The 26795-nt window shown below is 62.2% G+C and carries 29 protein-coding genes; 10 read left to right on the forward strand and 19 right to left on the reverse strand.

The features are described 5' to 3' along the window. Positions 1-3 precede the first annotated feature (3 nt). From BUB54_RS09820 to BUB54_RS09845, 6 genes are all read right to left on the reverse strand, one after another. Entirely contained in the window at positions 4-768 is a 765-nt protein-coding gene (locus BUB54_RS09820) for an energy transducer TonB (RefSeq protein ID WP_048878082.1), read from the reverse strand. Positions 769-780: 12 nt separating this feature from the next. Further along, positions 781-1185: an ExbD/TolR family protein gene (locus BUB54_RS09825; protein ID WP_048878081.1), complete on the reverse strand. Its 405-nt coding sequence runs from the start codon at positions 1183-1185 to the stop codon at positions 781-783. Between the two features lie 12 nt (positions 1186-1197). Next, complete coding sequence (locus BUB54_RS09830; RefSeq protein WP_048878080.1) at positions 1198-1875, reverse strand: MotA/TolQ/ExbB proton channel family protein; 678 nt, start codon at positions 1873-1875, stop codon at positions 1198-1200. Positions 1876-1995: 120 nt separating this feature from the next. Continuing rightward, positions 1996-4374: a TonB-dependent receptor gene (locus tag BUB54_RS09835; protein ID WP_048878079.1), complete on the reverse strand. Its 2379-nt coding sequence runs from the start codon at positions 4372-4374 to the stop codon at positions 1996-1998. Between the two features lie 117 nt (positions 4375-4491). Then, complete coding sequence (locus tag BUB54_RS09840) at positions 4492-5295, reverse strand: ABC transporter permease (protein ID WP_048878078.1); 804 nt, start codon at positions 5293-5295, stop codon at positions 4492-4494. Beyond that, positions 5292-5891: an ABC transporter ATP-binding protein gene (locus tag BUB54_RS09845; protein WP_048878077.1), complete on the reverse strand. Its 600-nt coding sequence runs from the start codon at positions 5889-5891 to the stop codon at positions 5292-5294. The genes BUB54_RS09840 and BUB54_RS09845 overlap by 4 nt, the downstream gene beginning before the upstream one ends. 170 nt (positions 5892-6061) lie before the next feature. Between BUB54_RS09845 and BUB54_RS09850 the strand changes: the two genes are divergently transcribed. Continuing rightward, positions 6062-6964 carry a MurR/RpiR family transcriptional regulator gene (locus BUB54_RS09850; protein WP_048878076.1) on the forward strand — a complete coding sequence of 301 codons (903 nt, stop codon included), beginning with the start codon at positions 6062-6064 and terminating at the stop codon, positions 6962-6964. Between the two features lie 74 nt (positions 6965-7038). Here BUB54_RS09850 and BUB54_RS09855 read toward each other — a convergent pair whose 3' ends face one another. From BUB54_RS09855 to cobU, 3 genes are read right to left on the reverse strand one after another with little or no spacing between them, the layout of a single operon-like run. Next, the gene (locus BUB54_RS09855; protein WP_048878075.1) at positions 7039-7794 is read right to left on the reverse strand and encodes an adenosylcobinamide-GDP ribazoletransferase; all 756 of its coding nucleotides are present in this window, start codon (positions 7792-7794) and stop codon (positions 7039-7041) included. Further along, positions 7791-8816 (reverse strand): nicotinate-nucleotide--dimethylbenzimidazole phosphoribosyltransferase, encoded by a 1026-nt coding sequence (gene cobT, locus BUB54_RS09860; RefSeq protein ID WP_048878074.1) that lies wholly within the window; start codon positions 8814-8816, stop codon positions 7791-7793. Before cobT ends, BUB54_RS09855 begins: the two co-directional genes overlap by 4 nt. A gap of 22 nt (positions 8817-8838) precedes the next feature. Then, positions 8839-9399, reverse strand: a complete 561-nt coding sequence (cobU, locus tag BUB54_RS09865; RefSeq protein ID WP_342351562.1) for a bifunctional adenosylcobinamide kinase/adenosylcobinamide-phosphate guanylyltransferase — start codon at positions 9397-9399, stop codon at positions 8839-8841. A gap of 8 nt (positions 9400-9407) precedes the next feature. On the opposite strand from cobU, the gene BUB54_RS09870 reads away from it, so the two are divergent. Genes BUB54_RS09870 through bluB form a run of 4 tightly spaced genes read left to right on the forward strand, consistent with a single transcriptional unit; the run spans position 9408 to position 12509 of the window. Next, the gene (locus BUB54_RS09870; protein WP_048878073.1) at positions 9408-9986 is read left to right on the forward strand and encodes a histidine phosphatase family protein; all 579 of its coding nucleotides are present in this window, start codon (positions 9408-9410) and stop codon (positions 9984-9986) included. After that, complete coding sequence (gene cbiB, locus BUB54_RS09875) at positions 9983-10918, forward strand: adenosylcobinamide-phosphate synthase CbiB (protein WP_048878072.1); 936 nt, start codon at positions 9983-9985, stop codon at positions 10916-10918. The genes BUB54_RS09870 and cbiB overlap by 4 nt, the downstream gene beginning before the upstream one ends. After that, a complete protein-coding gene (cobD, locus tag BUB54_RS21450) occupies positions 10915-11886 on the forward strand; it encodes a threonine-phosphate decarboxylase CobD (protein WP_048878071.1) in 972 nt (323 codons plus the stop codon). The genes cbiB and cobD overlap by 4 nt, the downstream gene beginning before the upstream one ends. Further along, positions 11886-12509, forward strand: coding sequence for a 5,6-dimethylbenzimidazole synthase (bluB, locus tag BUB54_RS21455; RefSeq protein WP_048878070.1), 624 nt, complete (start codon positions 11886-11888; stop codon positions 12507-12509). The genes cobD and bluB overlap by 1 nt, the downstream gene beginning before the upstream one ends. On the opposite strand, the gene BUB54_RS09890 is transcribed toward bluB, so the two are convergent. Next, positions 12436-13215 (reverse strand): alpha/beta fold hydrolase, encoded by a 780-nt coding sequence (locus tag BUB54_RS09890; protein ID WP_048878069.1) that lies wholly within the window; start codon positions 13213-13215, stop codon positions 12436-12438. The two genes, bluB and BUB54_RS09890, sit on opposite strands and share 74 nt — an antisense overlap. Continuing rightward, positions 13215-14003 carry a carbon-nitrogen hydrolase family protein gene (locus BUB54_RS09895; RefSeq protein WP_048878068.1) on the reverse strand — a complete coding sequence of 263 codons (789 nt, stop codon included), beginning with the start codon at positions 14001-14003 and terminating at the stop codon, positions 13215-13217. Before BUB54_RS09895 ends, BUB54_RS09890 begins: the two co-directional genes overlap by 1 nt. A 112-nt stretch (positions 14004-14115) precedes the next feature. Here BUB54_RS09895 and BUB54_RS09900 point away from each other — a divergent pair, with 112 nt between their 5' ends. From BUB54_RS09900 to ychF, 3 genes are read left to right on the forward strand one after another with little or no spacing between them, the layout of a single operon-like run. Then, positions 14116-14757 (forward strand): 50S ribosomal protein L25/general stress protein Ctc, encoded by a 642-nt coding sequence (locus BUB54_RS09900; protein WP_048878129.1) that lies wholly within the window; start codon positions 14116-14118, stop codon positions 14755-14757. Between the two features lie 19 nt (positions 14758-14776). Beyond that, entirely contained in the window at positions 14777-15355 is a 579-nt protein-coding gene (gene pth / locus BUB54_RS09905) for an aminoacyl-tRNA hydrolase (protein ID WP_048878067.1), read from the forward strand. Continuing rightward, the gene (ychF, locus tag BUB54_RS09910; protein WP_048878066.1) at positions 15355-16449 is read left to right on the forward strand and encodes a redox-regulated ATPase YchF; all 1095 of its coding nucleotides are present in this window, start codon (positions 15355-15357) and stop codon (positions 16447-16449) included. Before pth ends, ychF begins: the two co-directional genes overlap by 1 nt. 253 nt (positions 16450-16702) lie before the next feature. On the opposite strand, the gene BUB54_RS09915 is transcribed toward ychF, so the two are convergent. The 8 genes from BUB54_RS09915 to uraD form a co-directional block, all read right to left on the reverse strand. After that, a complete protein-coding gene (locus BUB54_RS09915; protein ID WP_048878065.1) occupies positions 16703-16894 on the reverse strand; it encodes a hypothetical protein in 192 nt (63 codons plus the stop codon). 11 nt (positions 16895-16905) lie between these two features. After that, positions 16906-18045, reverse strand: coding sequence for a cytochrome d ubiquinol oxidase subunit II (cydB, locus tag BUB54_RS09920; RefSeq protein ID WP_048878064.1), 1140 nt, complete (start codon positions 18043-18045; stop codon positions 16906-16908). Positions 18046-18061: 16 nt separating this feature from the next. Then, positions 18062-19675 (reverse strand): cytochrome ubiquinol oxidase subunit I, encoded by a 1614-nt coding sequence (locus BUB54_RS09925; RefSeq protein ID WP_048878063.1) that lies wholly within the window; start codon positions 19673-19675, stop codon positions 18062-18064. A 200-nt stretch (positions 19676-19875) separates the two neighbouring features. After that, positions 19876-21555, reverse strand: coding sequence for a thiol reductant ABC exporter subunit CydC (gene cydC / locus BUB54_RS09930; protein WP_175556497.1), 1680 nt, complete (start codon positions 21553-21555; stop codon positions 19876-19878). After that, positions 21548-23272 (reverse strand): thiol reductant ABC exporter subunit CydD, encoded by a 1725-nt coding sequence (gene cydD / locus BUB54_RS09935; protein ID WP_048878062.1) that lies wholly within the window; start codon positions 23270-23272, stop codon positions 21548-21550. Before cydD ends, cydC begins: the two co-directional genes overlap by 8 nt. 61 nt (positions 23273-23333) lie before the next feature. After that, a complete protein-coding gene (gene puuE, locus BUB54_RS09940) occupies positions 23334-24275 on the reverse strand; it encodes an allantoinase PuuE (protein ID WP_048878061.1) in 942 nt (313 codons plus the stop codon). Then, entirely contained in the window at positions 24247-24555 is a 309-nt protein-coding gene (locus tag BUB54_RS09945; protein WP_048878060.1) for a hydroxyisourate hydrolase, read from the reverse strand. The genes puuE and BUB54_RS09945 overlap by 29 nt, the downstream gene beginning before the upstream one ends. Then, positions 24552-25019 (reverse strand): 2-oxo-4-hydroxy-4-carboxy-5-ureidoimidazoline decarboxylase, encoded by a 468-nt coding sequence (gene uraD / locus BUB54_RS09950; RefSeq protein ID WP_241869333.1) that lies wholly within the window; start codon positions 25017-25019, stop codon positions 24552-24554. The genes BUB54_RS09945 and uraD overlap by 4 nt, the downstream gene beginning before the upstream one ends. Before the next feature lie 72 nt (positions 25020-25091). Here uraD and BUB54_RS09955 point away from each other — a divergent pair, with 72 nt between their 5' ends. Both BUB54_RS09955 and BUB54_RS09960 read left to right on the forward strand, forming a co-directional pair. Next, positions 25092-26303, forward strand: coding sequence for a M20/M25/M40 family metallo-hydrolase (locus tag BUB54_RS09955; protein ID WP_048878058.1), 1212 nt, complete (start codon positions 25092-25094; stop codon positions 26301-26303). A gap of 189 nt (positions 26304-26492) precedes the next feature. Next, a partial coding sequence (locus BUB54_RS09960; RefSeq protein ID WP_139284863.1) for a transposase occupies positions 26493-26795 on the forward strand: 303 nt, incomplete at its 3' end.

Here is a 26795-nt window from a genome sequence, read left to right on the forward strand (position 1 = left end):
CGATCAGTCGGCGTCGATGCTTGGGGCGGCCATTTCGAACACCACCGCCACGGTGACCTCATAACGCCGCCCCGCGAAGCCAGGCGGCGGCGGCGGATAATGGGCGATGCGTGCCGCCCGCATGGCGGCATGGTCCAGCATCGGGTACCCGCTGGAGCGCGCCAGCTTGATATCCGTGACTTGGCCGTTGAGGTATACAAACGTCACTTCCGGTGTGCCCGCCTCATGTGCCATTTGTGCGGCGGCGGGGTAAACTTGGTTGGCGACGCCCTGTACCGCATTCCGCATTTCCAGCCGGAATTTATCCACCTGCCCCAGAGAGGGGGCGGGCGGCAGCGCCGGCGCTGGGGGGGTTAGCGGCTGCGGAGGTGCCGGTTTGTGCGGCGGCGGTGCGGGCCGGGGCGGCACAACATGGTGCACCACATGCTCGACCGGCCGGCGCGGCACCGGCGGCGGTGGTGGCTTTGGCAAAGACGGAGCGGGCACGGGCTTTGGCGGCGGTGGCGGCACCGGCGTAGGCGGTGGTGGCGGTGTGACCGGCTGCGGCGGTGGCGGCTTTGGTGCGGGCGGCGGCGGTTTGGGTGCCTGAGGGGCGGCCTGGATCGAGATTTTCACCACGGATTGTTTCAACGCCGGGGGCTTTTCGTGCTGGAAGGCGGGCAGCAGCATCCCGATGGCCACCAGTTCCAGCACGAGACTAGCGCCAACGGCCAGCATGAAACGGCTTTTATTTTGCGCTGGGTTGTCCCAGCTTCCGGCGAGGCTCATCGCATCTGTCCGTTACTGGCTGGCCGCGCTGGGTTGCGCAGCAATGCCGATATTGGTCACACCGGCCTTCTTCGCCGCGTCGATCACGGTCATGAAATGTTGAAACGCGGTGGCCTTGTCAGCGGCGATGGTTACATCGGTCTTGTCCGGCGCGCCGTCATTGGCAAACAGAGACGTCAGCGCATCCGGCGTCATCACCTTACCCTTCACTTTGATGGTGCCATCAGGCAGCACGTTGACCAGAAATTTTGGGTGCGGCAGTTGCGCCGCCTGAGACGCGTTGGGAAGCTGCATGGTCACCCCCGCGTCGGGGATCATCCGCATCGTGAGGATAATGAAAAACACAAGCAAAAACAGCATCACGTCGATCATCGGAATGATTTCGATGCGCGCCTTGCGGCGTTCAAAATAACGCATGATCTGTCGGGCTCAGGCGGTGGCGAGCTTGGCGGAAACCGGCGCGGCGCCGGTCTTCGTGGCGGGCACCACGGGAGCGCCATCGGTACGGTTGACGATCATGGTCTTCAGCGATTCCAACTGATGCACAATCAGACGCACCTGATTGGATAGCGCGTTGAACCCAGCCAGGCCCAGCATGGCAATGAACAAACCAAACGCCGTGGCCACTAGCGCATCCGCCACGCCGCCCGTCACTTCAGACGGCGCATGGCCCGGAGTCGCCAAAATGCTGAACGCGTGGAACATGCCGATAATGGTACCAAACAGCCCCATCAGCGGCGCCAGCGTAATTACTGTGTCCAGCAGCCAAAGGCGGCGGTCCAGGGCGGGCGCAATCAGCATTACGGTTTCTTCGAGGCGGTTGGCCATGGTTTCTGAATTTACCATGCCCTGATGCCGCATGGCGGTATCTAGCAGCCCGGCCTCGGGCAGGTTTTTCGCCAGCTTGGCCAAAGCGATGAATTCACCCTGGCGCAGCGTGGCCATTTCAGATGTCGCCTGGATGATGGAGTGCCCGCGCAGAATCGTGCGGCGCAGGGTCCAGAAACGATCGATGATGACAGCCAGAGCGAGGAGCAACAAAACAGCCATGACATAAAGAATGCCATCGGAATAATTGGCTAGGTAGACGATATATTTGACGGACACGTTACATACTCCTCGTTTGCGCCGCGTTACACCAAAGTCCGTGCGATGAAGTGTGACAAATTCGAGTCAAAAACAAAGGAAGGTCCGCCCGCACGGCGGTCCTTCCAGGTCATGCAAATGTCAGGAACCAAATCCGATAGGCACGCTCACTGATGCAAATGCCGCGAAGCCGGTCAGGCGGTAGTAAAGCAAGTCGCCAGCATTATTGGTGCCGTTATCAAAGATGATCTGCTTCTGGTTGGTCACGTTGTTCAGGTTCAGCTTAACCTTGATCGGCTCCTTGTTGGGATTGTCATGGTTGAAGGTGTAAGCCAGCGTGATGTTCACAACATTATACGGGTCGTACCAACCGCCGGGCGAGGTACCGGAAGCCGCGCTACCTTCTTTCTGCCCGTTTGCGATGTTCACGCCATTATTGCCGCTATACTGCCCGCCGGTCCACTGATCGAGAACCGCGGCGTAGATGCCGTTATGATTGTAAATCGCACCCAGATTGGCGGTGCCTTGCGGCGCGTTGGTGATCTTGATGTTGGTAGAGGTCTGGAAGGCTTGGTTGTAGCCAGCATTCCCGAACAGCGTCACGCCGTTATTGAACGTATAAGCCAGTTCACCCTCAATACCGCGATAAATCACGCCCCCGTTATTATAATAGATGGTCTCTTTTGTATTATTAACAGTAACCTTTTTGTGGTCGATATAGTTCTGGAAGTGAATATTGTAGATGTCACCGCCAACGGACCAATGACGGGTCTGGTAGGCAAAGCCGGTCTGGAAGTTGATCGTGCTTTCCGGCTGCACGCTCTCGCTGTTCAGCGCGGTGGTGTAGAAAGTATTGAGGTTCGGCGCCAGGAACCCTTCAGCCGCCTGGAAATATGCGGAGAGATTCGGCGTGAACGCGTATTTGGCGTCGAAGGACGGCAGCAGCTTCTGGTAGTTTTTGGTGTACCCAGTAGCCGTCTCGGTCTTCTGGTTCACTGGCGCATCCATGGCGCGGCGGAAATAAGCCCACTTCAAGCCGCCGGACAACGTCAGCTTGCGGGTCACATGCCAATCTACCTGGCCGTAAGGCTGGAAGGTGTACAGCTGGTTATACTGCAGACGGTCGATGGCGCCGTTATTATTGGTCGGGGTGACTTGGCCGCCATTCGCATCCAGCGGGTCATAATTCGGAACATTGCCGTTGGTGAGCGAAACTTCAGCCTGCTGGCGGGTGTTCACCTGATGGTCGAACCAGAACCCTGTCTTCAGGTCACCCCAGTTGAAATCTTTTTGCAAACGCTGAATGGTGCCGACGGAGCGGTAATCCATCATCATCGTCTGGCCTGGAATACCCGGCACTGCCGTACCGCCCGGCGTTAGCACCACCTCATTCGGGACCGCGCCGGAGGCCACGGCCTGCGTCACGCCATCGGCGGTGGTGTCGTTCGGGTCGTCACCATTCATGCCATGGTGATAATAGCCGTAGGTGTAGATCTTGCCGTCATACAGGAAGCCGTCGCCAAGAGCAGATTGCAGATCGGCATATTCCATATCGGTGGTGATATGGTCATTATTATAGCGCCAGTAAGCCTGTGAATTCGGGTCGCTGCTGTAAGCATAGTTCCAGCCCAGCGCTGACATTTGCGAAAGCGTCGCGCCCATCGGCTGGTTCTGATAAAGCTGGTTATAGTCGGACATCAAGGTCAGCGTGGTGCTGGTGCTCAGCGGAATCACCACCTTGCCAAAAAAGTTCGTGCGCTGCTGGGTTGCATTTGTCAACGCGCCGTCGCTCTGCATGTGCTCCACCATGAACACGCCGGATGCACCGTTCAGAGCCGGGATCGCGCCGGTATCTACACGGATGCTGTTGTCCGAAGTGTTATAGCTGCCATAGGAGCTGTTGATGGTCAGCTTGCGCTGCGGCGAGGGGTTGATCGTCCGCAGGGAGATTGTGCCGCCGAAAGTCGCATCGCCCACCGTTTCCGCCTGGCCCGGACCACGGTCAACAATAGTCTGCCCGATCATGGAGCTGGCGAAGAAGGAGGTGGAGTGGTGTGTAAAGTCGTTAGAGTCACCAAAGGGAATACCATCGAAGGTGACGTTGTACTGGCCATCCTGGAAACCACGGATAGTGGGGCCCGTCGTTTCCGAAAGGCCCGGGCCGTTCGGGTTGATGTTGCTGACAGACGGCGTCAGGCGCGCGGCATCCGCGTAGCTGGACGTACCGGTGAGCAGGTTATCGACCGTATGCTTCGACACAACCGAGGTCGGCTGGCCTGAATGCAGTGGCGTCGTGGAGGGTGCCTCATACGGTGCCGTACCAGGTGTGTTGATCAGATTGGTGGGATTATTGGTGCCCGTGGCCAGAACCGAACCAAGATCAAGATTGACCGGCGTGCTGGCGCTTTGCGCCAACGCGGCCGGTGCAATCATGAATCCGGCGAGCCCGACATACAGACTGCGCATGGAACACATGCCGCGCAGCGCTGTTCGCGCGCGGAATCCCCAGAGACCAGACATGGTAAGTACCTTCCTGTTGATTTGTGTAGCGGGTACTACCAAAAAACTTTTCCGGTCTGTTTTACTACTTCGTGATTATTTTATGACAGAACCGCGACATTCACGGCGCGGAAAATTTTATTTGGCACGGCTTTCCAGCCGGTCTGCGCGAAGCCTTTCACGCTTGTCCGTGAGGCGGAAAATCGCAACGTACACCGCCGCGAAAGCTCCCAGGCAATTCCCGCCAACAATCAAAAACATCAGCAGAATCTGATATTTTGCGGCGGCGATCGGGTCCATGCCCGCGAGCAACTGGCCGGTCATGATACCGGGCAGCGTGATAATCCCTGCCGCGCTCATTACATTAATTGTCGGGATCAAAGCCATGCGGATAGACCGCACCGCCGCCCCCTGTAACGCGACATACCGGCCTTCACCCAGCGCCAGCCGCGCCTCGATGGAAGCACGCTCCCGCCGCACCATGCCGAAAAAACTATTCAGCGATAGGCTCACCGCATTCATTACATTACCCAGCAGAATGCCGGCCAAAGGCAGGGCCTCACGCGCATCGTACCAGGGCGATGGCCGCAGCGCGGTTGTCAAAGCCAGCACGGTGACAATTAGCGTGGAAGGCACAATCGCACTGCCTGCCGTCAATAGTTGCCATGCGCGCGGCAAGCGATATTCCTGCCGAGCCCCCACCTCATAGCTGGCGGCGGCGGCCATGGCGGCGGCCGCCAGTAGTGTCAGCCAGACATTTGAGCTTTCAAAAATTAGCCGCAGCACAAAGCCAACCAGCAAAAGCTGCACCACCATCCGCACCGCCGCGATCAGCAGCGCCCGGTGCACCTGGAGCGACAATATCAAAGACAAAGCCGCGCAGAGTAAAATCAGCGACGAGGTAATACCAAGGCTGGCGGGCGACAAATTCACAGGATTCATACGATGATCTCCGCCAGACAGCCGGATGTCATCACATACCGCCGATGCGCAATCCGTCGCGCCTGCGCTTCGTTATGCGTGACCACTACCAGCCCCATTCCGGTCGTGGTCAACTGCGCCAGCAGCGCTTCCATGCGTAGAGTCGAAGCCTCATCCAGCGCGGAGGAGGGCTCATCCAGCAACAAAACCCGGGGCTCGCGGATCACGGCGCGAATTAGCGCCATGCGCTGCCGTTCCCCGGTGGAAAGCTGACTCACTGGTGCATCCAGCAGTTTTTCCTGCAGGCCAAGTCGCGGCAGTAGCGCTAAGGCGGCCTCGGCCGGGCGCATATGCGGGCGGACTTGTTCCGCCCACCAACCCGGTTCCGCCGGATTATAAATCACCTGCCGGCGCCAATGCGGCGCGGGCATGGACGCGCGTGAGACGCCGTGTAGTGAAACATCGCCGTGGTTTTCATCAAGATCCGCGACCATCCGCAGCAGCAGACTTTTCCCGATCCCGGATGCGCCTGAAATCACAACACATTCACCCGCCGCGAGGGTGAAATGGTACGGTCCGCCCGGCAACCCCGTCAGACCCGAAACATCAAGCAGCATGAACTATCATCCCCGGCGCTGCAGCCAGTTGCCAGCGTTGCCGCCGAAACTTCATGCACTTAATGGTGGCGCCTCTATTGTTGTAAGGAAACGGAAAAGTGTATAACATTTTGTAGCAACTGCTACCTAAACAAGAGAGCGCCCGCAAGCACTACAGAATTGACGATTTCATGAAATCCCCAAAGAAGACCGGCAAATCCGCCGCTCCCAGCAAAGACACTCCGGTCCCAGAAGACCGTTTGGCGGCACAACTGCTCGCCCAGGAGGCCGGTATGCCGCCCACCATGCTGCGGGTCGCGCATTACCTCAACCGCAACCGCGTGGCGTTGCTGGCCCATTCCGCCGCGGAGCTCGCGGCCATGATTGGTACGTCTGATGCCACGGTCATCCGCACCGTTCAGGCGCTTGGTTTTCAGGGCCTGGCAGATTTGCGGCAATCCATCGCCTCGGGCATAGGCAAATCCTCCGCGCCCTTGCATCACATGCGCCAGACCCTGGACGATATTGGCGGCAAGGGCTCCACCGCCGCGGATGTCGTGATCGATACGCACGTGGAATCCCTGGCCACAATGCAGGAACCGCGCGCGCGTGAGCAGATTCACAAAGCTGTCGCGCTACTGCAAGGGGCGGGACGCATTGTCATTTATGCGGCTGGTCCCTCCCGCCCGCTGGCGGAGTATCTTCGTTTATTAATGGGCCGCCACGGCCAGCCCGCCAAAGTCATCGGCCAGGGTGGGCTAGGGCTGGCGGATGAACTGCTGGATCTGTCCGAGCAAGATCGCCTGCTGATTCTCTCTTACGGCAAGCCTTATAAAGAAGTGCTGCTCGTCGCCTCAGAGGCCGCGATTGCCGGGGTGCCCATAGTGTTGGTCACGGACTCCCCCAACAGCAAGCTGGCCCGCACCTCCAACGCCATCATTGCCGCCCGGCGCGGCCGCACGGAGCGTATCGCCTTGCACGGCACCACGCTGATCGCCCTGGAAGCCCTGGTCATGGGGCTGGCCGTCTCGAACCAAAGCCGTACCATCCGCACCCTTTCCCGTCTTGGAGCCTTGCGGAACGTGTTGGGCTAACCGCGCCCGTATCATACCGGCTCCATCCTCAATGCTCTCGCGACGTTGAAAAACTTTCTATCCCAGGCAGGAGTTTAAATCAGCCTGGAAGGACCATGCGCGGCCAGAACGCAAAGCCCCGCCACTTCACACAGACTTTGCGCACCGCCCAGAACATCGCCGGTAAACCCGCCAATCTGCCGTTTGGCCAACCAGCCAACCGCCAGCGTCACCCCGGCCATTATGGCCAGCAGCCTGCTATGCCCCAGCCCCATCGCCATCAATCCGGCCAAAACCACCCCCATTGTCACGGGCCCGGCCCGGACGTGCACACCCGCTGCCTGGCCCAGCCCATCCACCCTGGCCGGTGGCAAGGCTAGCATCAGCACGGGCAAAAAGGCCCGGCTCACCGCCCCCACAACTGCCAGCCGCAGCACCATGCCGGGCGCGGGCAGGGCGGCCAGGCACGCAGCCCGCGCGCCCAGCACCAGCACCAGCACCACCACGCCATAGCTGCCAATCCGGCTGTCGCGCATAATCTCTAGCTTGCGCGCCTTGCCTTGCCCGCCGCCAAATCCGTCAGCCATGTCCGCCAGGCCGTCTTCATGCATAGCCCCGGTCAGCAACATACTGGCGCCCATGGCCGCCAGCCCCGCCACCAGCGGCGGCAGCTCGGCCCAGGCCGCCAGTTGGAACGCCAGCCCCGCCAGCGCGCCCATCACCGCCCCCGCCACGGGGTAAGCCCAGACGCAGGCGCCCAGAGGCGGCGCAGTCTCCATCCGCCCTATCGGCAAGCGGCTCAGCAGCATAAAAGCGAGCCGCATCTCATCCACGCGGCGGCGCAGGCTCATGCGCCTGAAACACCCGCCTCGGTAAAGGTGGACATGCCATTATGCGCCGCCAGCGCCGCGCGCACCACGCCCAGCGCCACGGCGGCGCCGCTGCCTTCGCCCAGCCGCATCTCCAGCGCCAGTAGCGGCGTTTTCTCCAGCCTTTCCAGCAGGCGCCGGTGCCCTGGCTCTGCGCTCACATGCCCGGCCAGGCAATGCGCCAGCGCGTCACCGCCCAGCGTCTCCAGCACGGCGGCGGCGGCGGTGCAGATAAACCCGTCCAGCAGCACCGGAATCCGGTTGGCCCGCGCCGCCAGAATTGCCCCGCAAATCGCCGCCTGCTCGCGCCCGCCAAAGGCTGCCAGCACCGCCAGCCCGTCGCCGCGCACCGCTTGGTGCAGCGCCACCCCGGCCTCAATCGCTTGAATCTTCCGGCTCATCCCGTCTTTGTCCGCGCCCGTGCCGGGTCCGGCCCAATCCGTTGCGTTGCCGCCAAACAGGGCCGTCGCCAGCGCCGCCGCCACGGTGGAATTGCCAATGCCCATCTCGCCCAGCAGCAGAATATCCGCGTTCTTGTCCACGGCGTCAGCGCCCTGGACCATTGCTGCCAACACCTCGGCCTCGCTCATCGCCGGGCCTTGAGTGAAGTCCCCCGTCGGGCGGTCCAGCGCCAGCGCCAGCACGGAAAGCGCTGCCCCGCTCGCCCGGCACAGCTGGTTCACTGCCGCGCCCCCCGCCTCAAAATTCGCCACCATTTGCACGGTGACCTCTTGCGGATACGGGTTCACACCTTGCGCGCACACGCCATGATTCCCCGCGAACACCAGCGCCTGCGCCGTGTTGATCTCCGGCCGCGCAGTGCCGCGCCACCCGGCCATGAACACCGCCACGTCCTCCAACCGCCCGAGCGAGCCTGGCGGCTTGGTCAATTGTTCCTGCCGTCCCCGCGCGGCGGTCGCCGCCATTGCGTCAAAGCCGGGCAGCGCAGCCAGCCGCCCCCGCAATTCGGCAAAAGACACCGCCGGAAAAAGGGAAACATCCATCTTCAGTCCAGTCCTTCAAAAATCACTTCACCCGCAGCGGATAGCCGGAAACAACCAGCTGCACCTCATCCGCCACCTGCGCAACGCACTGGTTCAGTCGCCCCGCCGCATCCCGGAACCGCCGCGCCAGCCTGTTTTCCGGCACAATGCCCATGCCGACCTCATTGGTCACGAAAATCACCGGCGATTGCTGGCCCCGCACCGCCTCGCCCAGGCGGGCCGCCGCTGCGTCCAGGTCCTGTTCCGCGAACATCAGGTTTGAGAGCCATAGCGTCAGGCAGTCCACCAGCCGGGGGCCTTCGCCATCGCTGGCCGCCAGCGCGCCCGCCAGATCCAGCGGCGCTTCAATCTCCCGCCAGGGTGGCCCGCGCCGGGCCCGGTGCGCGGCGATTCGCGCTGTCATTTCTTCATCCCCCGCTTCGGCGGTGGCGATATAGCAAGGCGTGCCCGGCAGCGCCAAAGCCCGGCTTTCAGCATACGCACTTTTGCCGGAGCGCGCGCCGCCTGTGACGAGAATCATCATGCCGGGCTGATACCAAACATCATTCGGCGGGCTTGAAAAGCCCGCTGCCGCCTGCTTCACGCCACAGCATGTCCTGCCTCCTGCTCATCCGCCACGCGTCATCCGCCGCCCAGGGGCGCCTTGCCGGGCGGCTGGATGTCCCAGCTGAGCCGTTGGCGCCCGAACAGTTGGCAGCGGCCCGCCAGCGCCTTGCATTGTTCTGCCCAGGCCCGGCCCGGCTGCTCACCAGCCCCTTGCAACGCTGCCGCCAGACCGCCCAGGCTTTGTTCCCCACCCGCCCGGCCGATGCCGACCCACGCCTGCGCGAGCAGGATTTCGGCGCGTGGGAGGGGCAGCAGGCTGAAAGCTTGCCGGATCTAGGCCCCCTCAGCCGCGTCGCTTTGGCCGCGCATTGCCCGCCGGGGGGCGAAAGCTTCCTTGCCCTCACGGCCCGCGCGGCCCCGGCCCTGCAAGAGATCGCCACTCACGGCCCGGCCATTCTCATCACTCACGCGGGGGTGATCCGCGCTGCGCTCGGGCTGGCGCTGGGCGTACCTGCCTCCGCCCTAGGCTTTGAAATCGCCCCGCTCTCCGCCACGCGGGTCACGCTGTTGCCGGGAGGGCAATGGTCCATCGGCTTCACCAACCTTGCTCTGGCCGCGCCATGAGCCCGCATCCCGTCGCCATGTTGCTGGCCTTGGCGCTGGACGCGCTTATTGGCTGGCCTGATGCGTTTTACCGAGGCATCGGCCATCCGGTCACCTGGTGCGGGGCGCTGATCTCAAAGCTTGACCAACGCTGGAACCACGGCCGCCCCCTTGCCCGGCGCCTCAAGGGGTTTGTCGCGGGGCTGCTGGTGATCGCGCTTTGCACCGCCGCCGCCGCCGTGCTGCAGAGCATGGCCTGGCCGGTGCTCACTGCCCTCCTGGCCTGGCCGCTCATCGCCGCGCGCAGCTTGCACAGCCATGTGGCGGCGGTGGGCAAGCCGCTCCTCAAGGGCGATCTGTCCGCGGCGCGGCGGGAGGTCGCCAAAATCGTCGGGCGTGACCCGGCCCTGCTGGACGCATCGGGCATCGCCCGCGCCGCGTTGGAAAGTCTGGCTGAAAACGCCTCAGACGGCATCATCGCCCCGCTTTTCTGGGGCGCGTTGTTTGGCCTGCCGGGGATCGCCGCCTACAAGGCCATCAACACGCTGGATTCCATGCTCGGCCACCGCTCACCCCGCTACCGCGCCTTCGGCTGGGCCGCCGCCCGGATTGATGACCTCGCCAATCTCATTCCCGCGCGCCTCACTGCCTTGCTGTTCGCCTTGGCGACGGACCGCAAGAAAGCGGCTCTGCAAACCGCTTGGCGCGATGCTCGGCGCCACCGCTCCCCCAATGGCGGCTGGCCCGAGGCGGCCATGGCAGGGGCGCTTGGCCTGCGCTTGTCCGGCCCGCGCATTTACGGCAACGAGGTAGCCAACGAACCCTGGATCAACGCCGCCGGCCGCGACCCAGGGGCGGAGGATATTCATGCGGGGCTAGCCCTTTACCGGCGGATGCTGATTCTGTCGGCCGCGCTTCTGGGGCTAACCAGCTTATTGTGGGGCTTGAAATGAAACGCGACCATGGTGGAAATCTGGACTGGGCGGTAGCCCAATATGGCGGCACCCGGGCGGGCTGGGTTGACCTGTCCACCGGCATCAACCGCCAGCCTTACAAGGTGCCGGACATTTCCCCGGATGCCTGGACGGCCTTGCCCACCGCCAGCGCCACTGCCCGGCTCATCGCAACCGCGCGCGCCTCCTACAACACCCAGGGCGCGGTGCTGCCTCTGGCGGGAGCGCAGGCGGCCATCCAGCTTATCCCGCTGCTTTCCAAGCCGGGTAAGGCACGGATCATGTCCCCGACTTATAACGAACACGCCGCCGCCCTGCGCGCTCTAGGCTGGCAGGTGGAGGAAGCCGCCACGGCGGCGGACACGGCTGGAGCGGACCTCGCGGTTATCGTGAATCCGAATAACCCGGATGGGCGTTATCACGACCCGCAATCGCTTCTGGCGCTGCTGCCCCAGGTCGGGCGGTTGGTGGTGGATGAGAGTTTTGGTGACCCGTACCCGGACCTCTCCTTGACGCCGGCAGCTGGGCGGGCTGGTCTGGTGGTGCTGCGCTCCTTCGGCAAGTTTTATGGTCTGGCGGGGATGCGCCTTGGCTTCGCGCTGGGAAGCGAGGCGGATATCACCGCTTTGTCCCAGCTTGCGGGCCCCTGGCCAGTTTGCGGCCCGGCGCTGGAGATTGGCGCCGCGGCGCTGGCGGATACGCAATGGGCCAAGGCCAGCACGGCCCGGCTGATGGCCGAGATTGCCCGCATGGATGAGCTGGCCGCCCAGGCGGGCTGGAGCGTTGTTGGCGGCACCTGCCTGTTCCGGCTCTATGACGCGCCGGATGCCGCCGCCGCGCAGGCGAAGCTGGCGGCGCATCATATCTGGTCGCGTATCTTTCCCTATTCCGGCACATGGATCCGGCTAGGGATGCCCGGCACGGCGGCCGAATGGTCGCGGCTGGGTGCCGCCATGGCGGGGCAATAATGGAGTTTGGCCCGCGACAGGCCGCGACCCTGGCCGAGATTATGCTCTGGCGGCGGGATGTACGGCATTTCCTGACTGACCCGGTACCCGAAACGGTGCTGGAGCGGCTGCGTTTGGCGATGGACCACGCACCTTCTGTCGGTAATGCCCGGCCCTGGCGGGTGTTGCGGGTGGAAAGCACGGACTTGCGCGGCGCGGTGCGCGCGGAGTTTGAGCGCTGCAACCAGGACGCCGCCGCGCATTATGCGGGGCCCCAGGCCGAGGCGTATGCCAAGCTGAAGCTGGCCGGGCTGGATGCGGCCCCTGTGCAACTCGCGGTGTTTACCGATACAGACCCCGAGGCCGGGCACAGGCTGGGCCGCGCCACCATGGACCTGACCTTGCAGCAATCCACCGCTATGGCGATCTTCGCGCTCTGGCTGGCGGCGCGGGCGGAGAATCTGGGTGTAGGGGCAGTTTCAATTTTGATGCCCCGTGTGATGGAGCGGCTGTTCAAGGTGCCGGAACGCTGGGAGTTCTCGGCTTATCTGTGCATTGGCAAACCGGCCTTTACCGACGACACTCCCCTGCTGCACCGGGCCGCCTGGCAGGAGAATGAGGAGACGGTGTGGGAGCGGCGGTAGCGGGCGCGGGGGCTAAAGCCGCCAGCGTTTCCGCCAGTTTTTCCGGCATTGAGAAAAACGGCGAATGGTCCGCGGGCAGGCTCAGAACCGGCGCGCAGGGCAGGGCGGTTTGCATGACCCGTTGCAGGGCAAGCGGCACCACGCGGTCCTGCGTGCATTCAATGTAGGCCCGGGGCACGCGGCCTAGCTGCGCTGGTGTAACGGTTGCGGCGGCGGAAAAGGTTCCCAGAGGCTCCGGGTGCAGCCGCGCGGCGGCCTGTTTTGCTGTCTCCGGGTCGGCCAGGGGGTAGAAGCGGGACATGGTTGCCTCCGCAGCGACAGTCAGGCATCGCCCGCGCGCGGGGCGGAGATAATCCGGCTCGCCCCCGGCCTCGGGCCGGGTGAAGGTGCTTTGCATATTCTGCCCGGCTGGAAGCAAAAAAGCGGTGAGATAGACCAACTGGCGGATTGCTTGCGGGGCCAACGCGGCAGCCTCTGAAATCACGAGCCCACCCCGGCTATGGCCAACGAGTATGACCGGTTCCGGGGCCGCGTGTGCCAGCGTGGCAATCTGCCGTGCCCAGAGCGGCAAGGGATTGGCGCCGGGCGGCACATCATCTAGGTCCGGCGTCAGCACGCTGTGGCCGGCTTTTTCAAGGCGTGTCGTCACGCTTTCCCAGCACCAGGCGCCATGCCAGGCGCCGGGGACAAGCAGAAAGATGGCCATTATGCGGAGAGCGGGCGGTAAAGTTCCGGGCGACGGTCTTTAAAGAACGGATCAGCTTGGCGCACGGCCTCATGGTGGGCGGGGTCGGTGTCCGCGAAGAGCATCTCCTCCCCCGTGCCCGCCAAGGCCAGCACCGCGCCGTCGGGGCCGCAAATGCTGGACAGCCCGATATAACCCAGCCCGTTCTCCGCGCCGGAATGGTTGGCATAGGCGATATAAACCTGGTTTTCATAAGCCCGGGTGGGGATAACGTGGCGCGCCACCTGCTCGTAAGGTGCCATCTGCGCGGTGGGGATCAGGATTATATCCGCCCCGGCCAGGGCCAAGCACCGGGCGGGTTCAGGGAATTCGATATCGTAGCAGATCAGCAGCCCGATTTTGACGCCATTAAAGCTCACCACCGGGAAATCCGTGCCGGTGTGTTTGAACATCTGCCGGTCAAGGTCTCCGAACAGGTGGGTTTTGCGGTAATTCAGCAAAATTTCCCCATCCGGGCCGATCAGTACCGCAGCGTTGGAGACATTGTCCCCCACACGCTCCGGGTAGCCGAACACCAGAGCGATGTTCAGCGCCTTCGCGGTTTCTTGTGCCGGGGCCAAGTCGGATGGTGGAAGGGCCTGGGCAAATGCGGCGGCGGCGCCGATATTATAGCCCGAGAGATACATCTCCGGCAGGATCAGCAGATCCGCCCCGTGCGCCTTGGCCTTGTGGGCTTGTGCGTGCAGGTGAGCGAAGCCAGCTTGGACATCATTCAGGCAGCCAGGGCCTTGGTAAAGGGCGATTTTCATGCATAGCAGCCTAGCGCCGGGACGCCTTGGTTGAAAGAGGGCAAAAAACCGGATAAACCCCGCCCGCCGGCACCCCTGGAGGCCGGCTTTTGTTGTTTGTATGGAGCTAAAAATGGCCGAATTTGAATTGATTGAGGCCTCTGCTCGTTCGCGTGCCGGCAAGGGGGTGGCGCGGGCGACGAGGCGTGAGGGCAAAGTGCCCGCCGTGATTTATGGTGCCCGTCAGGAGCCCGCGCTGATCGCGTTGGACCCGCGTACCGTGATGAAGGAGCTGAAGCGCGGCGGTTGGCGCTCGCGTCTCTATGAGATTGACGTGGCTGGCACCAAGACCCGTGCGCTGATGCGCGACGTGTCTTTTCACCCCGTTACCGACCAGCCGGAGCACGTGGACTTCCAGCGCCTGGTCGCCGGTGAGCCGGTGAAGGTTGCGGTGGCCGTGCACTTCCTGAACGAGGGCACCTCCCCGGGCCTGAAGCGCGGCGGCGTGCTGAATGTTGTGCGCCACAAGGTTGAGGTGATCGTGGATGCTGACCACATCCCCGAGAAGTTCGAGATTGACCTCAACACGCTCGACATTAACGACAACGTGCGCTGGCACGACCTGAAGGGCAGCGAGAACTGCAAGCCGGTGATCACGGGCCGCGACTTCGTGATCGCGACCATTGCCCCGCCGCTGGTCTCCGCCGAGCAGGTTGCCGCTGAGGCCGCCGCCGCCGCCGCGGCGGCGCCGGCCAAGGGTGGCAAGAAGAAGTAACGACTGATCGCGCCGCGCCATGCTGCTTTGGGTTGGACTTGGAAACCCGGAACCGGGCATGGCGCGGCAGCGTCATAATATTGGCTTCATGGCTGTGGAAGCGATTGCCGCCCGCCATGGTTTTTCCCCTTGGAAGGTCCGCTTTAAAGGCTTGACCGCCGAGGGGCGCATCGGGACACAGAAAATTCTGTTGTTGAAACCGATGACCTATATGAATTTGTCCGGCGAGGCGGTGCGGGAAGCCGCGTTTTTTTACAAGATCGCGCCAGCGGACATCACTTTATTCCATGACGAGCTTGATCTGGCGCCGGGCAAGGTCCGCGTGAAAAAAGGTCGCGGCAATGCCGGCCATAATGGGCTGCGCAGCACGGACCGGCATCTTTCCACGCCGGATTACTGGCGGGTGCGGCTGGGGATTGGCCATCCTGGTGACAAGGCGCGGGTAACCGGCCATGTGCTGGGGGATTTTTCCAAAGCGGACAAGGACTGGCTGGAGCCGTTGCTGGACGCGGTGGCGGACAGCGCCGCCTTGCTGGCCGATGGCAAGCCGGAAGATTTCATGACCCGCGTCGCGCGGGTGAGCGGGGAGCAGAAATAATGGGGTTTAATTGCGGGATTGTGGGGCTTCCGAATGTCGGCAAATCCACTCTGTTCAACGCGCTCACCGCCACGGTGGCGGCGCAGGCGGCGAATTATCCGTTCTGCACCATCGAGCCGAATACCGGCCGGGTGGCGGTGCCGGATAAGCGGATGCAGGCGCTGGCCGAGATCGGCAAGAGCCAGAAGCTTGTGCCGACTAGCCTGGAGTTTGTGGACATTGCCGGGCTGGTGCGCGGTGCCTCCAAGGGAGAGGGGCTGGGCAACCAATTTCTCGCCAATATCCGCGAAGTGGATGCCATTGTGCATGTGCTGCGCTGCTTCGAGGATGACGACGTGACCCATGTGGAAGGCTCGGTGGACCCGATCCGCGATGCGGAGACGGTGGAAACCGAGCTGATGCTGGCGGATTTGGAAAGCCTGACCAAGCGCGTGCCGCTCCTGCAGAAAAAAGCCAAGAGCAACGACAAGCAGGCCGCCGCCGAGCTGGAGCTGATTGAGCCGCTGATCAAGGCGCTGGAAGACGGTAAACCGGTGCGCGCGGCGATCCCCAAAGGTGAGGAGGAGGCGGTGAAGCGCTTGAACCTGCTTACCTCCAAGCCGGTGCTGTATGTGTGCAACGTGGAAGAAGCCGCCGCCGCCACGGGCAACGCGCAATCTGCTCGCGTGGCCGAGATGGCCGCTACCCAGGGGGCGGCGTATGTGATTATCTCCGCCGCCATTGAGGCGGAGGTGAGCCAGCTGCCGGAAGAAGACCGCGCCGGGTTCCTGGCGGATTTGGGGCTGGAGGATTCCGGGCTGGACCGCATTATCCGCGCCGGGTACGGGCTGCTGGGGCTGATCACCTATTTCACTGTAGGGCCGAAGGAAACGCGGGCCTGGACGATTGTGAAAGGTACCAAGGCGCCGGGCGCGGCGGGTGTGATTCATGGTGATTTCGAGCGCGGATTCATCGCGGCGGAAACCATCGGCTATGACGATTATATCGCGAATAAGGGCGAGGCCGGGGCGCGTGAAACCGGCAAGCTGCGTGTGGAAGGCAAGGAATACATCGTGAAGGATGGCGATGTGATGCTGTTCCGCTTCAACGTGTAAAAAGCGCTTAAAATCTCTAGCTGTTTTAAAAGGGGGTGCCTTTATGCAAGGCTCCCCCTGAATTTTTGTTCCGTTAGTGTACTTTTAAAAGAAAAACCGCGCCGGAGGGTGGAAATCTCCGGCGCGGCTTGCAACCCGTTAGGTTCCGTGAGGGTTTAGGGGAACTTCTTCCGGGTATATAAGTAGGCTATGTAGCAGAGTCCCAGATAAACAAAAGGGATAAAGATAATAATGCTTTCAAGATCGTGAGGCATCAGATCTCTCCTTTTCCTTTTTCATGCTGGCTGTCGAACAGCACAGCCCCGCAGCCGGCGATCAGCACGATCATGACCGTGCCCACCATCCAGGCGAAGTACCAGGGGCCGTAATCCCCGGCGACAACGGCCAGCACCAGCGCCAGGACGAGCACCATGCCAAGGCCGACAAAGGTGAAAAGCTTACCCATTGCGTTGCTCCTTAATAGCTATGCTCGTCATGGGCCACGTGTTCGGCCTTCACCTTGCCGCGCATCACATAGAAACACCAGGAGGTGTAGCAGATGATGATGGGGGTAAAGACCAGGGCGAAGAACAGCATCCAGCCGAGATTATATTCGCTGCCGGAGGCGTTCCACACCGTCAGGCTCTGGCTCGGGTTGGTGGTGGAGGGCATCAGGAAGGGGAACATGCTCGCCCCTGTCGTGAAGATCGCGCCGATCCAGCCGATGGCGCCCAGCCACCAAGCGATGACGGGCTTGCGGGCCAAGTTTAGCAGCGCTGCGCCAAACATGCCAACCAGACCCAGTAGGGGCAGCACCCACAGGATGGGATAAGCGGCATAGTTGTGTAGCCAAGCGCCGGTCATTTGCACCACGGCGGGGCCTTCCAGCGGGGTGGCGGGCGCGCCGGGGGTGACGGGCGTGGTGAAGGCATAGCCGTTGAGATGGGCGATCCAGAACCCGCCAGCGATGAACAGCAGGCCGCCAACGAGGCCGCCGCCGATGGCCGCCTTGCGGGCCCGGCTGAAGATCGGCTCTTCACCGCGCAGCATCAGCATGGTCCCACCCTGCTGGACGGAGAGCGCCAGGGACATCACGCCGCACATCAGCGCGAAGGGGTTGAGCAGATACCAGATGAAGGATTCATCCTGGTAATATTGCCCGTCCCAGCCGTAATGGAAGCCGACACCCTGCATCACGTTGCCGAAGGCGGCGCCATACACGATCATCGGGACGGCACCGGAGATCAGGAAAGCCCAATCCCATACGCCGCGCCATTTGCCGGCATTGACCTTGGAGCGGTACTCGAATGCCACGGGGCGCATGATCATGCTGAACAGCAGCAGGATCATGACCACATAGAACACCGAGAACGACGTGGCATACAGGGTGGGGAAGGCGGCGAAGATGGCGCCGCCGCCCAGGATGAACCACACTTGGTTGCCATCCCAATGCGGGCCGATGATGTTCAACGCCGTGCGGCGTTCAAGATCGGTCTTGCCGACAAATCGCAGCAAGGTGCCCACACCCATATCCATGCCGACCATGACGGCGAGGCCGGAGAGAAGAACCCCCAGCAGCAGCGCCCAGACGACTTTCAGAACAACATAAAGTTCCATATCACATCGCTCCTAATTATTCGGCCGGGGCGGCGAACATCGGCGCCGTGGCAGCGGCCTCGGGCGCTTCCTTGTGGTGCGGTTGCGGACCCAGGCGGGCGAACTTGAACATCAGATACAGCTCGGCGGCGATGAAGGCGCTGTAGAGCAGTGCGAAGCCGATGAGCGAGAACACCATGTACCCGAGGCCATGGCTGGACGCCGCCTGGAAGGTCGGCAGATAGCCGAACACGGACCAGGGTTGACGGCCGGCCTCGGCGGTGATCCAGCCGAACTCGCACGCCAAAATCGGCAGCGGGATGGACCACATGCTCAGCTTCAGCAGCCAACGGTTCCGCTCAAGCTGGTTCTTCAGGCTGAAATAGGCAGCGAAGGCGAAGAGCGCCACGAAGTAGAAGCCCAGGAACATCATGATGCGGAACGACCAGAAGGTGACGAACACGTTGGGGATGGTGTCCTTCTCCGCTTTGGCGATCACTTCACTCTGGTTGGCCGGGGTGATCAGATTCAGGTCCTGGTCGGGCGCGTAACGCTGCGCCAGGAAGCCATAGCCCATATCCTTCTCATTCGCCTTGAAGGTAGAGAGGGCGCTGGCGTCATGGTCTTGACCATAAGCCTTCAGCGCGGTCAGCGCCGTAATGCCTTTCTCAATCCGCGGACCGGCTTCTTTTTCAAGCGTGATCAGGCCGGGGATGTTGGTGTTGAAGGAGTGCGCAACAAGCGGGCCCAGCACATAGGGAATGCCGATTTCAGCGCGGTTGCTCTGGGTGGCCTGATCCGGCAGGGCAAAGAGCAGCCAGGGGGCTGACGCAGCGGAACCACCCGCGGCGCTATCCTGCCACAGCCCTTCGATGGCCGCGATCTTGGTGGGCTGCACCAGATAATCCAGCCGCCCCAGCGCGTCGCCCAGCGTGACCACCGCCAGAGAGGAGATGACACCGAACAAAGCCGCCATACGGAAGGACCGCGCGGCGAATTCACGATGTTGCTTGCGCAGGATGTAGAACGCGGAAATACCCATCACGAACAGAGCACCGGTGACAAACCCCGCGATGGAGGTGTGCACGAACTTTGCCTGCGCATCCTGACTGAACACCAGTTTCAGGAAGGAGTTGAACTCCATGCGCATCGTGTCGGGGTTGAAGGATGCACCCTGCGGGTTCTGCATGAAACCGTTGGCGATCAGAATCCATAGAGCCGAGAGATTGGACCCCAGGGCGGTCAGATATGTCACCGCCAGATGGCCCGGCTTGGAGAGACGATCCCAGCCGAAGAACATCAGACCGATGAAGGTGGACTCCATGAAGAAGGCCATCAGCCCTTCAATGGCCAACGGGGTGCCGAACACGTCGCCCACGAAATGCGAGTACATGGACCAGTTGGTACCGAACTCGAACTCCATGGTGAGGCCCGTGGCCACGCCAATGGCGAAGTTGATTGCAAAGAGTTTGCCCCAGAACTGGGTCATGTCTTTGTAAATTTGCTTGCCGGTGATGACGTAAACCGTCTCCATCGCCGCCAGCAGAAAGGTCATGCCGAGTGTCAACGGCACGAACAGGAAGTGGTAGAGGGCCGTCAACGCGAATTGTAAACGCGACAGGTCGACGACGCTCGGATCGATTAACGGCATGACCGCTCTCTCCAGATTTGTGGAAACCTCTATTACCTAAGCACTCTGCCTATAGGTGCTAATGGTTGGCATTGGCTTGATCTTTATCAAATTTCGCCGCCACCCCTTGGGTAAAGCTTAAGTATCGGCGGATATCTGGGCGGTTGTTTGTGCATGGCGGCAAAGGGCACCATGCGCGAGCGTATCAAAAAGGAGCAGGTTTACGCGGCTTTAAAGGCTTGGCCGTCGCGTAATGTGTAAACCTCGTCCATCAGCTTCAGCCCGGCGGGGCGGTGGGTGATGTAGAACACCGTCCGGCCTTTCAGGATAGGGGCGAGGTCGGCCAGGAAGGCGCGTTCGGTCTCTGTGTCCAGCCCTTCAGTCGGCTCGTCCAGAATCAGCCAGGGGGCGGGTTTGAGCACCGCGCGAGCCAAGGCGATGCGCCGCGCCTGCCCGCCGGAGAGCCGCGACCCGGCTTCGCCCACCAAGCAGTCCAGCCCGCGCGGCAGAGACCGGACGAAGTCTGAGAGCTGCGCAACATCCAGCGCGTGCCAGAGGGCTGCCTCGTCCGCCGCGCCGTTGGCGAGCAGCAGATTGTCCCGGATGGTGGTGTGAAACAGATAGCTGCGCTGGGAGATCACGGTGATGTGTCGGGCCATGTCCGCGCTGCCAAAGGCGCGCAGATCCTGTCCGCCAAAGCGCGCGACGCCGCCCTGGAATTCATGAAACCGCAAAAGCAGGTTGATGAGCGTGGATTTGCCCGCCCCGGTGGCGCCGACAATGCCGATATGCTGGCCTTCCGGCACGGTGAGGCAGAGCCCGTTCAGCACGGCGGGGGAGTCCGGCGCGTAGCGCAGCGTGATGTTGTCCAGGCTTAGCCCGTACCCTGCCGGCTTTGGGGCGGCGGCTTCCTGGGGGGCGATGGGCGGCGGCTGATCGGCCAGGGCAAAGATGCGCCGCGCGGCCTCTTTGATTTGCCCAAGATATTGCAGGGCGCCGGGCAAGGGGGCCGTGGCCTCAAACGCTGCCATGGCGCCTAGCACCAGCATGGGCACCTGGGCGGCGCCGATCCCGCCCGCCTCAAACCGCCTGGCCCCGAACACTAGCACCGCCAGCAGTGTGGCATTGGCGGCAAGGCCGGAAAGCGCCAAGCCCAGCCCAGCCACGCGGCCCATTTGCGCCTGGGCGGTGGCCAGCTCCTCATTCAGCACCGCCGCGCGGGCCTGCATGGCGGGGGCGGCGCCGAACACCAGCAGCTCGCCCATGCCTTGCAGGGCTTCGACATATTCTGTGCGCAGGGCGGCGGTGAGCCGGGTGATCTCCACCCCCGGTTTGGCGCCCAACCGGTTGGTGAGCACCGGGGCCAGCATGCCGTTGAGGGCCAGCCCCAGAATCAGCGCCAGGGCCGCGGGCCAGGAGAAGAACGCAAAGAACGCCGCCATAAGCAGCCCGGCGGCGATTGCGGTGAGCACCGGCACGAAGACGCGTAGGTAGAACAGATTCAGCGTATCGATATCCGCGACGATGCGGTTCAGCAGGTCCGCCGCGCGTTGGGTCTGCAAGGCGGCGGGGGCCAGCGGTTCCAGCCGTGTGTAGAACCAGACCCGCAGGTCCGCCAGCAGCCGGAATGTGGCCTCATGCGTGACCAGCCGCTCCGTATAACGCGACAGCACCCGCAGCGTGGCGAAAAACCGAACCATGGCCGAGGGGGTGAAGAAGTTAAAGGTATTTTGCGCCGCGATTCCCGCCAGTCCGGTGAGTGCCGTGGCGGCCAGAAACCAGCCGGAGAGCGCAAGCAGCCCGAAATTGGCCAGCAACGTGACGGTGGCCATCCCCAACCCGGCGAGCATCCAGCCGCGCCGAGGGGAGAGCAGGCGGACAAGACGCCAGATGTCAGACATAAGCTGCCTCCCGCTGAGTGGTGACCATGGTGCGATAGGGGCCAGGTTCGGACATTAGGTGCTCATGCGTGCCGGACTGCACCAGCCGGCCCTCTTCCATCACCAGAATCTGGTCCGCGCGCTCCGCCACCGCGAGGCGATGGGCGATGATGATGGCGGTGCAGCCGGTTTTCATCATCGCCATGGCGTCGAGAATGGCGGCTTCTGTGGTGGCGTCTAGGCTGGCGGTGGCTTCGTCCAGGATCAGCAATTTGGCCTCACGCAGATAGGCGCGGGCGAGGGCGAGGCGTTGGATCTCCCCGCCGGACAGGTTAGCGCCGCCTTCCCCCACTTGCGCGCCGAATTTGCCGGGCATGGATTTGATGAAGTTATAAGCGTGCGCCCGCGCGGCGGCGCCGCGCAGGGCGGCATAGTCGGCTTGTGGCTGGCCTAGCGCCAGATTGTCGCCAATGCTGCCATGGAACAAGCGCGGCATTTGTGGCACCCAGGCCAGCGCACGCCACCAGCTTTCCGGTGCGACATCCGCGAGGTTCTGCCCGTTCACCAGAATGCGCCCGACGGTAGGGTGCAGAAAGCCCAGCAGCAGGCGGGAGAGTGTGGTTTTACCTGCCCCGCTGGTGCCGACAATGACGGTGGTTTTGCCTGCCGGGAAATGCGCGCTGAAATTTTCGATCACATTATGCCCGGCGTAGGAAAAACTGAGATTCTCGCAAAGAAGGTCGAACTGCTCCGCGGGCGCCAGCGGGGAGGTGCCGTGCTGGGGAACGGGCGCGTCTAGGATTTCAAAAATTTGCTTAGCGCTTGCAATGGCGCTCATGCGGGCGTGATAATGTACAGAAAGCCCGCGCAGTGGCACAAAGAATTCCGGCGCCAGCAGCAGCACCAGAAACGCCGGATAAAAATTGAAATGCCCGTGAATCAGCCGTGCGCCGAACATCACCGCCACCAGCGCAATGGCCAGTGAGGCAAAGAATTCCAGCACCGCGCTGGTGAGGAAGGCGATACGCAGCCCCTCCATGGTGGTGCGCCGGTAATCATCGGAGATGCGGGCGATGATGGCGATTTCATCCCGCGCTCGGCCAAACAGCTTCAGCGTAGTGAGACCTTGCAGCACATCCAGAAAATGCGTGCCGAGCTGGAGCAGTTTTTCCCATTGGCGCTGATTGATCGCCTCCGCCCGGTAGCCGACAAACACCATGAACAACGGAATCAAAGGCCCGGCGACGAGCAGGACGAGCCCGCTGATCCAGTCCAGCGGAAAAACCAGCGCCAAAATGGCCAGTGGCACCGCTACGCAGAGATACATTTGCGGCAGGTAGCGGGCGAAATAAGGGTCCAGTGTTTCCACACCGTCCAGCATGGTGGTGGCGGCTTCGGCGCTGGCGGCCTCCCCGGCTGGGCCACGGGCGAAAAGCTTTTCCAGCATCGCGGCGCGCAGCCCGGTTTTAATGGCCAGGCAGGCGCGGCTGGCCAGCACCTCCGCGCCGTAGGTCAGCAGGGCGCGGACCAGAAACAGCCCAGCCAGCCCGGCAACCCAAGGCATAAGTGGTTGCAAGTTGATGTGGTGGAAGGAGATGGTGGTCACCAGCTTCGCCAGCAGCACTGACTGGCCAATAACCACCCAGGCGGAGATAAGCCCCAATGCGATGCTGCCATAAAGCGCACCTCTGGCGCGCCGTCCTTCGCGCATCAAACGCGGGTCAATCCGTTCACTCATGGGGGCAGCTAACCCGTGCGGCGGGGGGCTGCCAAGATTTATGTCAAATCGGAAAGGTAAATTATGCTTCCGGCGGGGGAACCTGCTGCATCCAGGTGCGGGCGATGTCGATACGTTTGGCGACCCACACATCCGGCAGGCCCGCGACGTAATCCAGGATTGTGCGTAACGCGCCGATGCGCGCCGGGCGACCGATGATGCGGCAATGCAGGCCGATGGAGAGCATTTTGGGGCAGGTTTCACCTTCCCGCCGCAAGGCGTCGATGGCGTCTTTTACATAGGAGACAAAATGCGCGCCGGTATTAAAGCCTTGCACGGCGGCAAAGCGCATGTCGTTGGTGTCGAGCGTGTAGGGTAAAATGAGCTGCGGTTTGCCCCAGGTGGTGTCGTAATAAGGCAGGTCGTCGGCGTAGGAATCAGCATCGTACACAAACCCGCCTTCCTCCACCACCAGCCGGGCGGTGTTGGGGCTGGTGCGGCCGGTGTACCAGCCGAGCGGGCGATGGCCGGTTAGGGAGGTGATGATCTCGATGGCGCGCTGCATGTGCTCGCGTTCCACCTCCTCCGGCACATATTGGTAATTGATCCAGCGATAGCCGTGGCTGGCAATCTCCCAGCCGGATTTCAGCATTGCCTCCACACCCGCCGGATTGCGCTGCATGGCCATGGCCACGCCATAGACGGTGAGCGGCAGGCCGTGCTCCTCAAACAACTTACGGACCCGCCAGAACCCGGCGCGGCTGCCGTAATCGTACAGGCTTTCCATGCTGTGATGGCGCATACCGCTAACTTGCGGGGCGTTGACGATTTCAGAGAGGAAAGTCTCCGCTCCTTCATCGCCATGCAGGACGGAGTTTTCTGCGCCTTCCTCGTAATTCAGCACGAAGCTGAGCGCGAGCCGGGCGCCGCCGGGCCAGGAGACGTGTGGCGGATGCCCGGCATAGCCGGTGAGGTCACGCGGGAACGCGGGTGTGTTAGCCGCCTCGATAGGTGGAGTAGCCATAGGCGCTCAGGATTAAAGGGACGTGGTAGTGACGCTCTGGTTCGTGAACCAGGATGCGGATGGGGATGATATCGTAAAATTCCGCCGCGCGGCGGTAGCTGGCGGCGTGGAAGCGCAGCTCATAGGCACCGGCTTCCAGATCCTCCAGCAAGGTGGCGCGGCCGGTTGCATCGAGCGTGACGGAATAGTTTTTATTGCCGGGGGCATGAACATCCACTTGCATGCCTTTGGCGCCGGTGCCGTTCACAATGTCCAGAACGTGGGTGGTGAGGCCTTTCATGGGTTTATGTCCTGTAAACGCAGCCAGGTAATGCTGCCGATTTCGCGGAGGGCCTGAGCTTGTTCCATATCAGCGTCGTTGTCCAACCGTTTGGCGAATTGGTCCAATATCGCCGCCTTGCCCGGTTGCAGCCGTACGCAAACGATGAAGGGAAAGCCGAATTTTTCCCGGTAGGCGGTGTTCAGCGCGGTGAAGCGGGCGAATTCCTCCGGGGTGAGGGCGCGTAATCCGGCCCCTTGCTGTTCCGCCTGGGAGGCTTCAGTCAACGGCACCTCCCGGGCGCCGAGCTCTGGGTGGGCGCGAATCAGGGCAAGCTGCTCGGCGGGAGTGGCGTCTTCCACGACCTGCATCAGAGCGGCGTGCAGCGCGGCTTTGTCGGCAAAGGGTGCGGCGGAGAAGGCACGCTCCACAACCCAGGGGGAATGTTCGAATAAGCTCAGAAAAGGGTCAGCTGCAGTAATCAAGCCAAGCTCCGGGATATTGGCGAAAGCTGGTCACACTCGCATACTGGCGCTGATAGCACAGGGGCGCAACTGATGACGTTGATTGATTTGATCGACACCCATGAGGCAACGCGGGAGGAGTTTCTGGCCCGGCTGGTGCGCCAGCCCTCCGACAATCCACCAGGACATTGTGCCGCCCATGCTAAGTTGACGGCGGAGCTGCTGGAAGGGCTGGGGTTCCACGTGGAACGGCATAAGGTGCCGAATGCCTTGGTGGCGGCGCATGGTATGATGAGCTGCACCAACCTCATTGTGCGTCATGGTTTTGGCCCTGGTCCGACCATCGCGCTGAATGCCCATGGCGATGTGGTGCCGCCCGGTGAGGGGTGGAGTGCCGACCCTTACGGCGCGGAGATCCGGGAGGGCTGGATGTATGGACGCGGGGTGGCGGTGTCGAAATCCGATATTTGCTCTTACGCGTTTGCGTTGAAGGCGCTGAAGGAAAGCGGCTTGCCCTTGGCGGGGACGGTGGAACTGCACATCACTTACGATGAGGAAACGGGCGGAGAGATTGGGCCAGGCTGGCTGCTTTCAGAAGGGCTGACAAAGCCGAATTACGCCATCGCCGCCGGGTTTTCATATAATGTGGTGATGGCGCATAATGGCTGTTTGCATCTGGAGGTTACGGTGCTGGGCCGGTCCGCCCATGCCGCGAAGCCGGAGACGGGTATTGATGCGTTGCAGGCCGCGACATGTGTGCTGAATGCGCTCTATGCGGAACGGGGCCGGTTGCAAGAGCAGGTTTCCAAGATTCCGGGCATTGGCGCGCCAGGGCTGACGGTAGGGCTGATTTCTGGCGGGATTAACACCAATGTGGTGCCGGATAAGGTGACGCTGCGGCTGGATCGGCGCATTACCCCGGACGAAAACCCCGAGACGGTGGAGGCGGAACTGCGCGGGTTGATTGCTCAGGCAGTGCAACTGACGCCTGGGGCCGAGGTGGAGATGAAGTGCGTGCTGCTGGCCTTGCCGTTGACACCCTTGGCGGGGGCGGAAAGGCTCGCCGAGGCGCTGACCCGGCGCGGGACGGAGATTTTTGGCGAACAAATCGGCACCATGGGTGTGCCGCTTTATACTGATGCGCGGCATTACGCCGCCGCCGGTGTGCCGATTGTGCTGTATGGCGCCGGGCCGCGCAGCATTGAGGAGGCTAATGCCCACCGCGCGGATGAACGCTTGCCGCTGGCGGATTTACATCGGGCGACGAAGGTGGTCGCGTTGGCGCTGGCGGATTTGTTGCGGTGAGTGGTGGATTGAATTCTGCCTTTTCTTGAGTTGGATATTTCAAACTCAAAACAAGAGGCGTGGATTCCTCGCCGCGTCATTCTCCCTAACTGTGATCGTATGAGGCGATGATTATGAGACCTGTGCGCGGGTAGGGTTGCAACGGCTCGGATTTATCTGATTCTTTATGGTGACGAATTGGAGGTTGAGATGCCGCGTCGCCGGATTGGACAGGAAGCATTGCATTTTCCTGATAGCGGGTGTGGTAGATCGTCCCTGGACCAGCTCTCGGGCTTGATTGATTGGGCACCACTTGAAGCCATACTGGATGACATTTACGGCGCGTCGAAAGGTGAAGCAGCCTGGCCGCCTCTGGCCTTGTTTAAGGCGATGTTGCTGGCGGTTTGGTATGATCTCTCGGATGTGAAACTGTCGGAAGCCTTGGATGATCGCGCGTCATTCCGGCGGTTTTGCGGTTTTTCCTCACAGGAGGCGACGCCGGAACGGACGGCG

It is taken from the genome of Acidocella aminolytica 101 = DSM 11237, from assembly GCF_900129125.1.
In the GTDB taxonomy this organism is placed as follows: domain Bacteria; phylum Pseudomonadota; class Alphaproteobacteria; order Acetobacterales; family Acetobacteraceae; genus Acidocella; species Acidocella aminolytica.

What these genes read in the sequence shown, in the direction of transcription:
- BUB54_RS09820 (WP_048878082.1), bottom strand. Translation starts at nt 768, where the DNA reads ATGAGCCTCGCCGGAAGCTGGGACAACCCAGCGCAAAATAAAAGCCGT.
- BUB54_RS09825 (WP_048878081.1), bottom strand. Translation starts at nt 1,185, where the DNA reads ATGCGTTATTTTGAACGCCGCAAGGCGCGCATCGAAATCATTCCGATG.
- BUB54_RS09835 (WP_048878079.1), bottom strand. Translation starts at nt 4,374, where the DNA reads ATGTCTGGTCTCTGGGGATTCCGCGCGCGAACAGCGCTGCGCGGCATG.
- BUB54_RS09840 (WP_048878078.1), bottom strand. Translation starts at nt 5,295, where the DNA reads ATGAATCCTGTGAATTTGTCGCCCGCCAGCCTTGGTATTACCTCGTCG.
- BUB54_RS09845 (WP_048878077.1), bottom strand. Translation starts at nt 5,891, where the DNA reads ATGCTGCTTGATGTTTCGGGTCTGACGGGGTTGCCGGGCGGACCGTAC.
- BUB54_RS09850 (WP_048878076.1), top strand. Translation starts at nt 6,062, where the DNA reads ATGAAATCCCCAAAGAAGACCGGCAAATCCGCCGCTCCCAGCAAAGAC.
- BUB54_RS09855 (WP_048878075.1), bottom strand. Translation starts at nt 7,794, where the DNA reads ATGAGCCTGCGCCGCCGCGTGGATGAGATGCGGCTCGCTTTTATGCTG.
- cobT (WP_048878074.1), bottom strand. Translation starts at nt 8,816, where the DNA reads ATGGATGTTTCCCTTTTTCCGGCGGTGTCTTTTGCCGAATTGCGGGGG.
- BUB54_RS09870 (WP_048878073.1), top strand. Translation starts at nt 9,408, where the DNA reads ATGTCCTGCCTCCTGCTCATCCGCCACGCGTCATCCGCCGCCCAGGGG.
- cbiB (WP_048878072.1), top strand. Translation starts at nt 9,983, where the DNA reads ATGAGCCCGCATCCCGTCGCCATGTTGCTGGCCTTGGCGCTGGACGCG.
- cobD (WP_048878071.1), top strand. Translation starts at nt 10,915, where the DNA reads ATGAAACGCGACCATGGTGGAAATCTGGACTGGGCGGTAGCCCAATAT.
- bluB (WP_048878070.1), top strand. Translation starts at nt 11,886, where the DNA reads ATGGAGTTTGGCCCGCGACAGGCCGCGACCCTGGCCGAGATTATGCTC.
- BUB54_RS09890 (WP_048878069.1), bottom strand. Translation starts at nt 13,215, where the DNA reads ATGGCCATCTTTCTGCTTGTCCCCGGCGCCTGGCATGGCGCCTGGTGC.
- BUB54_RS09895 (WP_048878068.1), bottom strand. Translation starts at nt 14,003, where the DNA reads ATGAAAATCGCCCTTTACCAAGGCCCTGGCTGCCTGAATGATGTCCAA.
- BUB54_RS09900 (WP_048878129.1), top strand. Translation starts at nt 14,116, where the DNA reads ATGGCCGAATTTGAATTGATTGAGGCCTCTGCTCGTTCGCGTGCCGGC.
- pth (WP_048878067.1), top strand. Translation starts at nt 14,777, where the DNA reads ATGCTGCTTTGGGTTGGACTTGGAAACCCGGAACCGGGCATGGCGCGG.
- ychF (WP_048878066.1), top strand. Translation starts at nt 15,355, where the DNA reads ATGGGGTTTAATTGCGGGATTGTGGGGCTTCCGAATGTCGGCAAATCC.
- BUB54_RS09915 (WP_048878065.1), bottom strand. Translation starts at nt 16,894, where the DNA reads ATGGGTAAGCTTTTCACCTTTGTCGGCCTTGGCATGGTGCTCGTCCTG.
- cydB (WP_048878064.1), bottom strand. Translation starts at nt 18,045, where the DNA reads ATGGAACTTTATGTTGTTCTGAAAGTCGTCTGGGCGCTGCTGCTGGGG.
- BUB54_RS09925 (WP_048878063.1), bottom strand. Translation starts at nt 19,675, where the DNA reads ATGCCGTTAATCGATCCGAGCGTCGTCGACCTGTCGCGTTTACAATTC.
- cydC (WP_175556497.1), bottom strand. Translation starts at nt 21,555, where the DNA reads ATGTCTGACATCTGGCGTCTTGTCCGCCTGCTCTCCCCTCGGCGCGGC.
- cydD (WP_048878062.1), bottom strand. Translation starts at nt 23,272, where the DNA reads ATGAGTGAACGGATTGACCCGCGTTTGATGCGCGAAGGACGGCGCGCC.
- puuE (WP_048878061.1), bottom strand. Translation starts at nt 24,275, where the DNA reads ATGGCTACTCCACCTATCGAGGCGGCTAACACACCCGCGTTCCCGCGT.
- BUB54_RS09945 (WP_048878060.1), bottom strand. Translation starts at nt 24,555, where the DNA reads ATGAAAGGCCTCACCACCCACGTTCTGGACATTGTGAACGGCACCGGC.
- BUB54_RS09955 (WP_048878058.1), top strand. Translation starts at nt 25,092, where the DNA reads ATGACGTTGATTGATTTGATCGACACCCATGAGGCAACGCGGGAGGAG.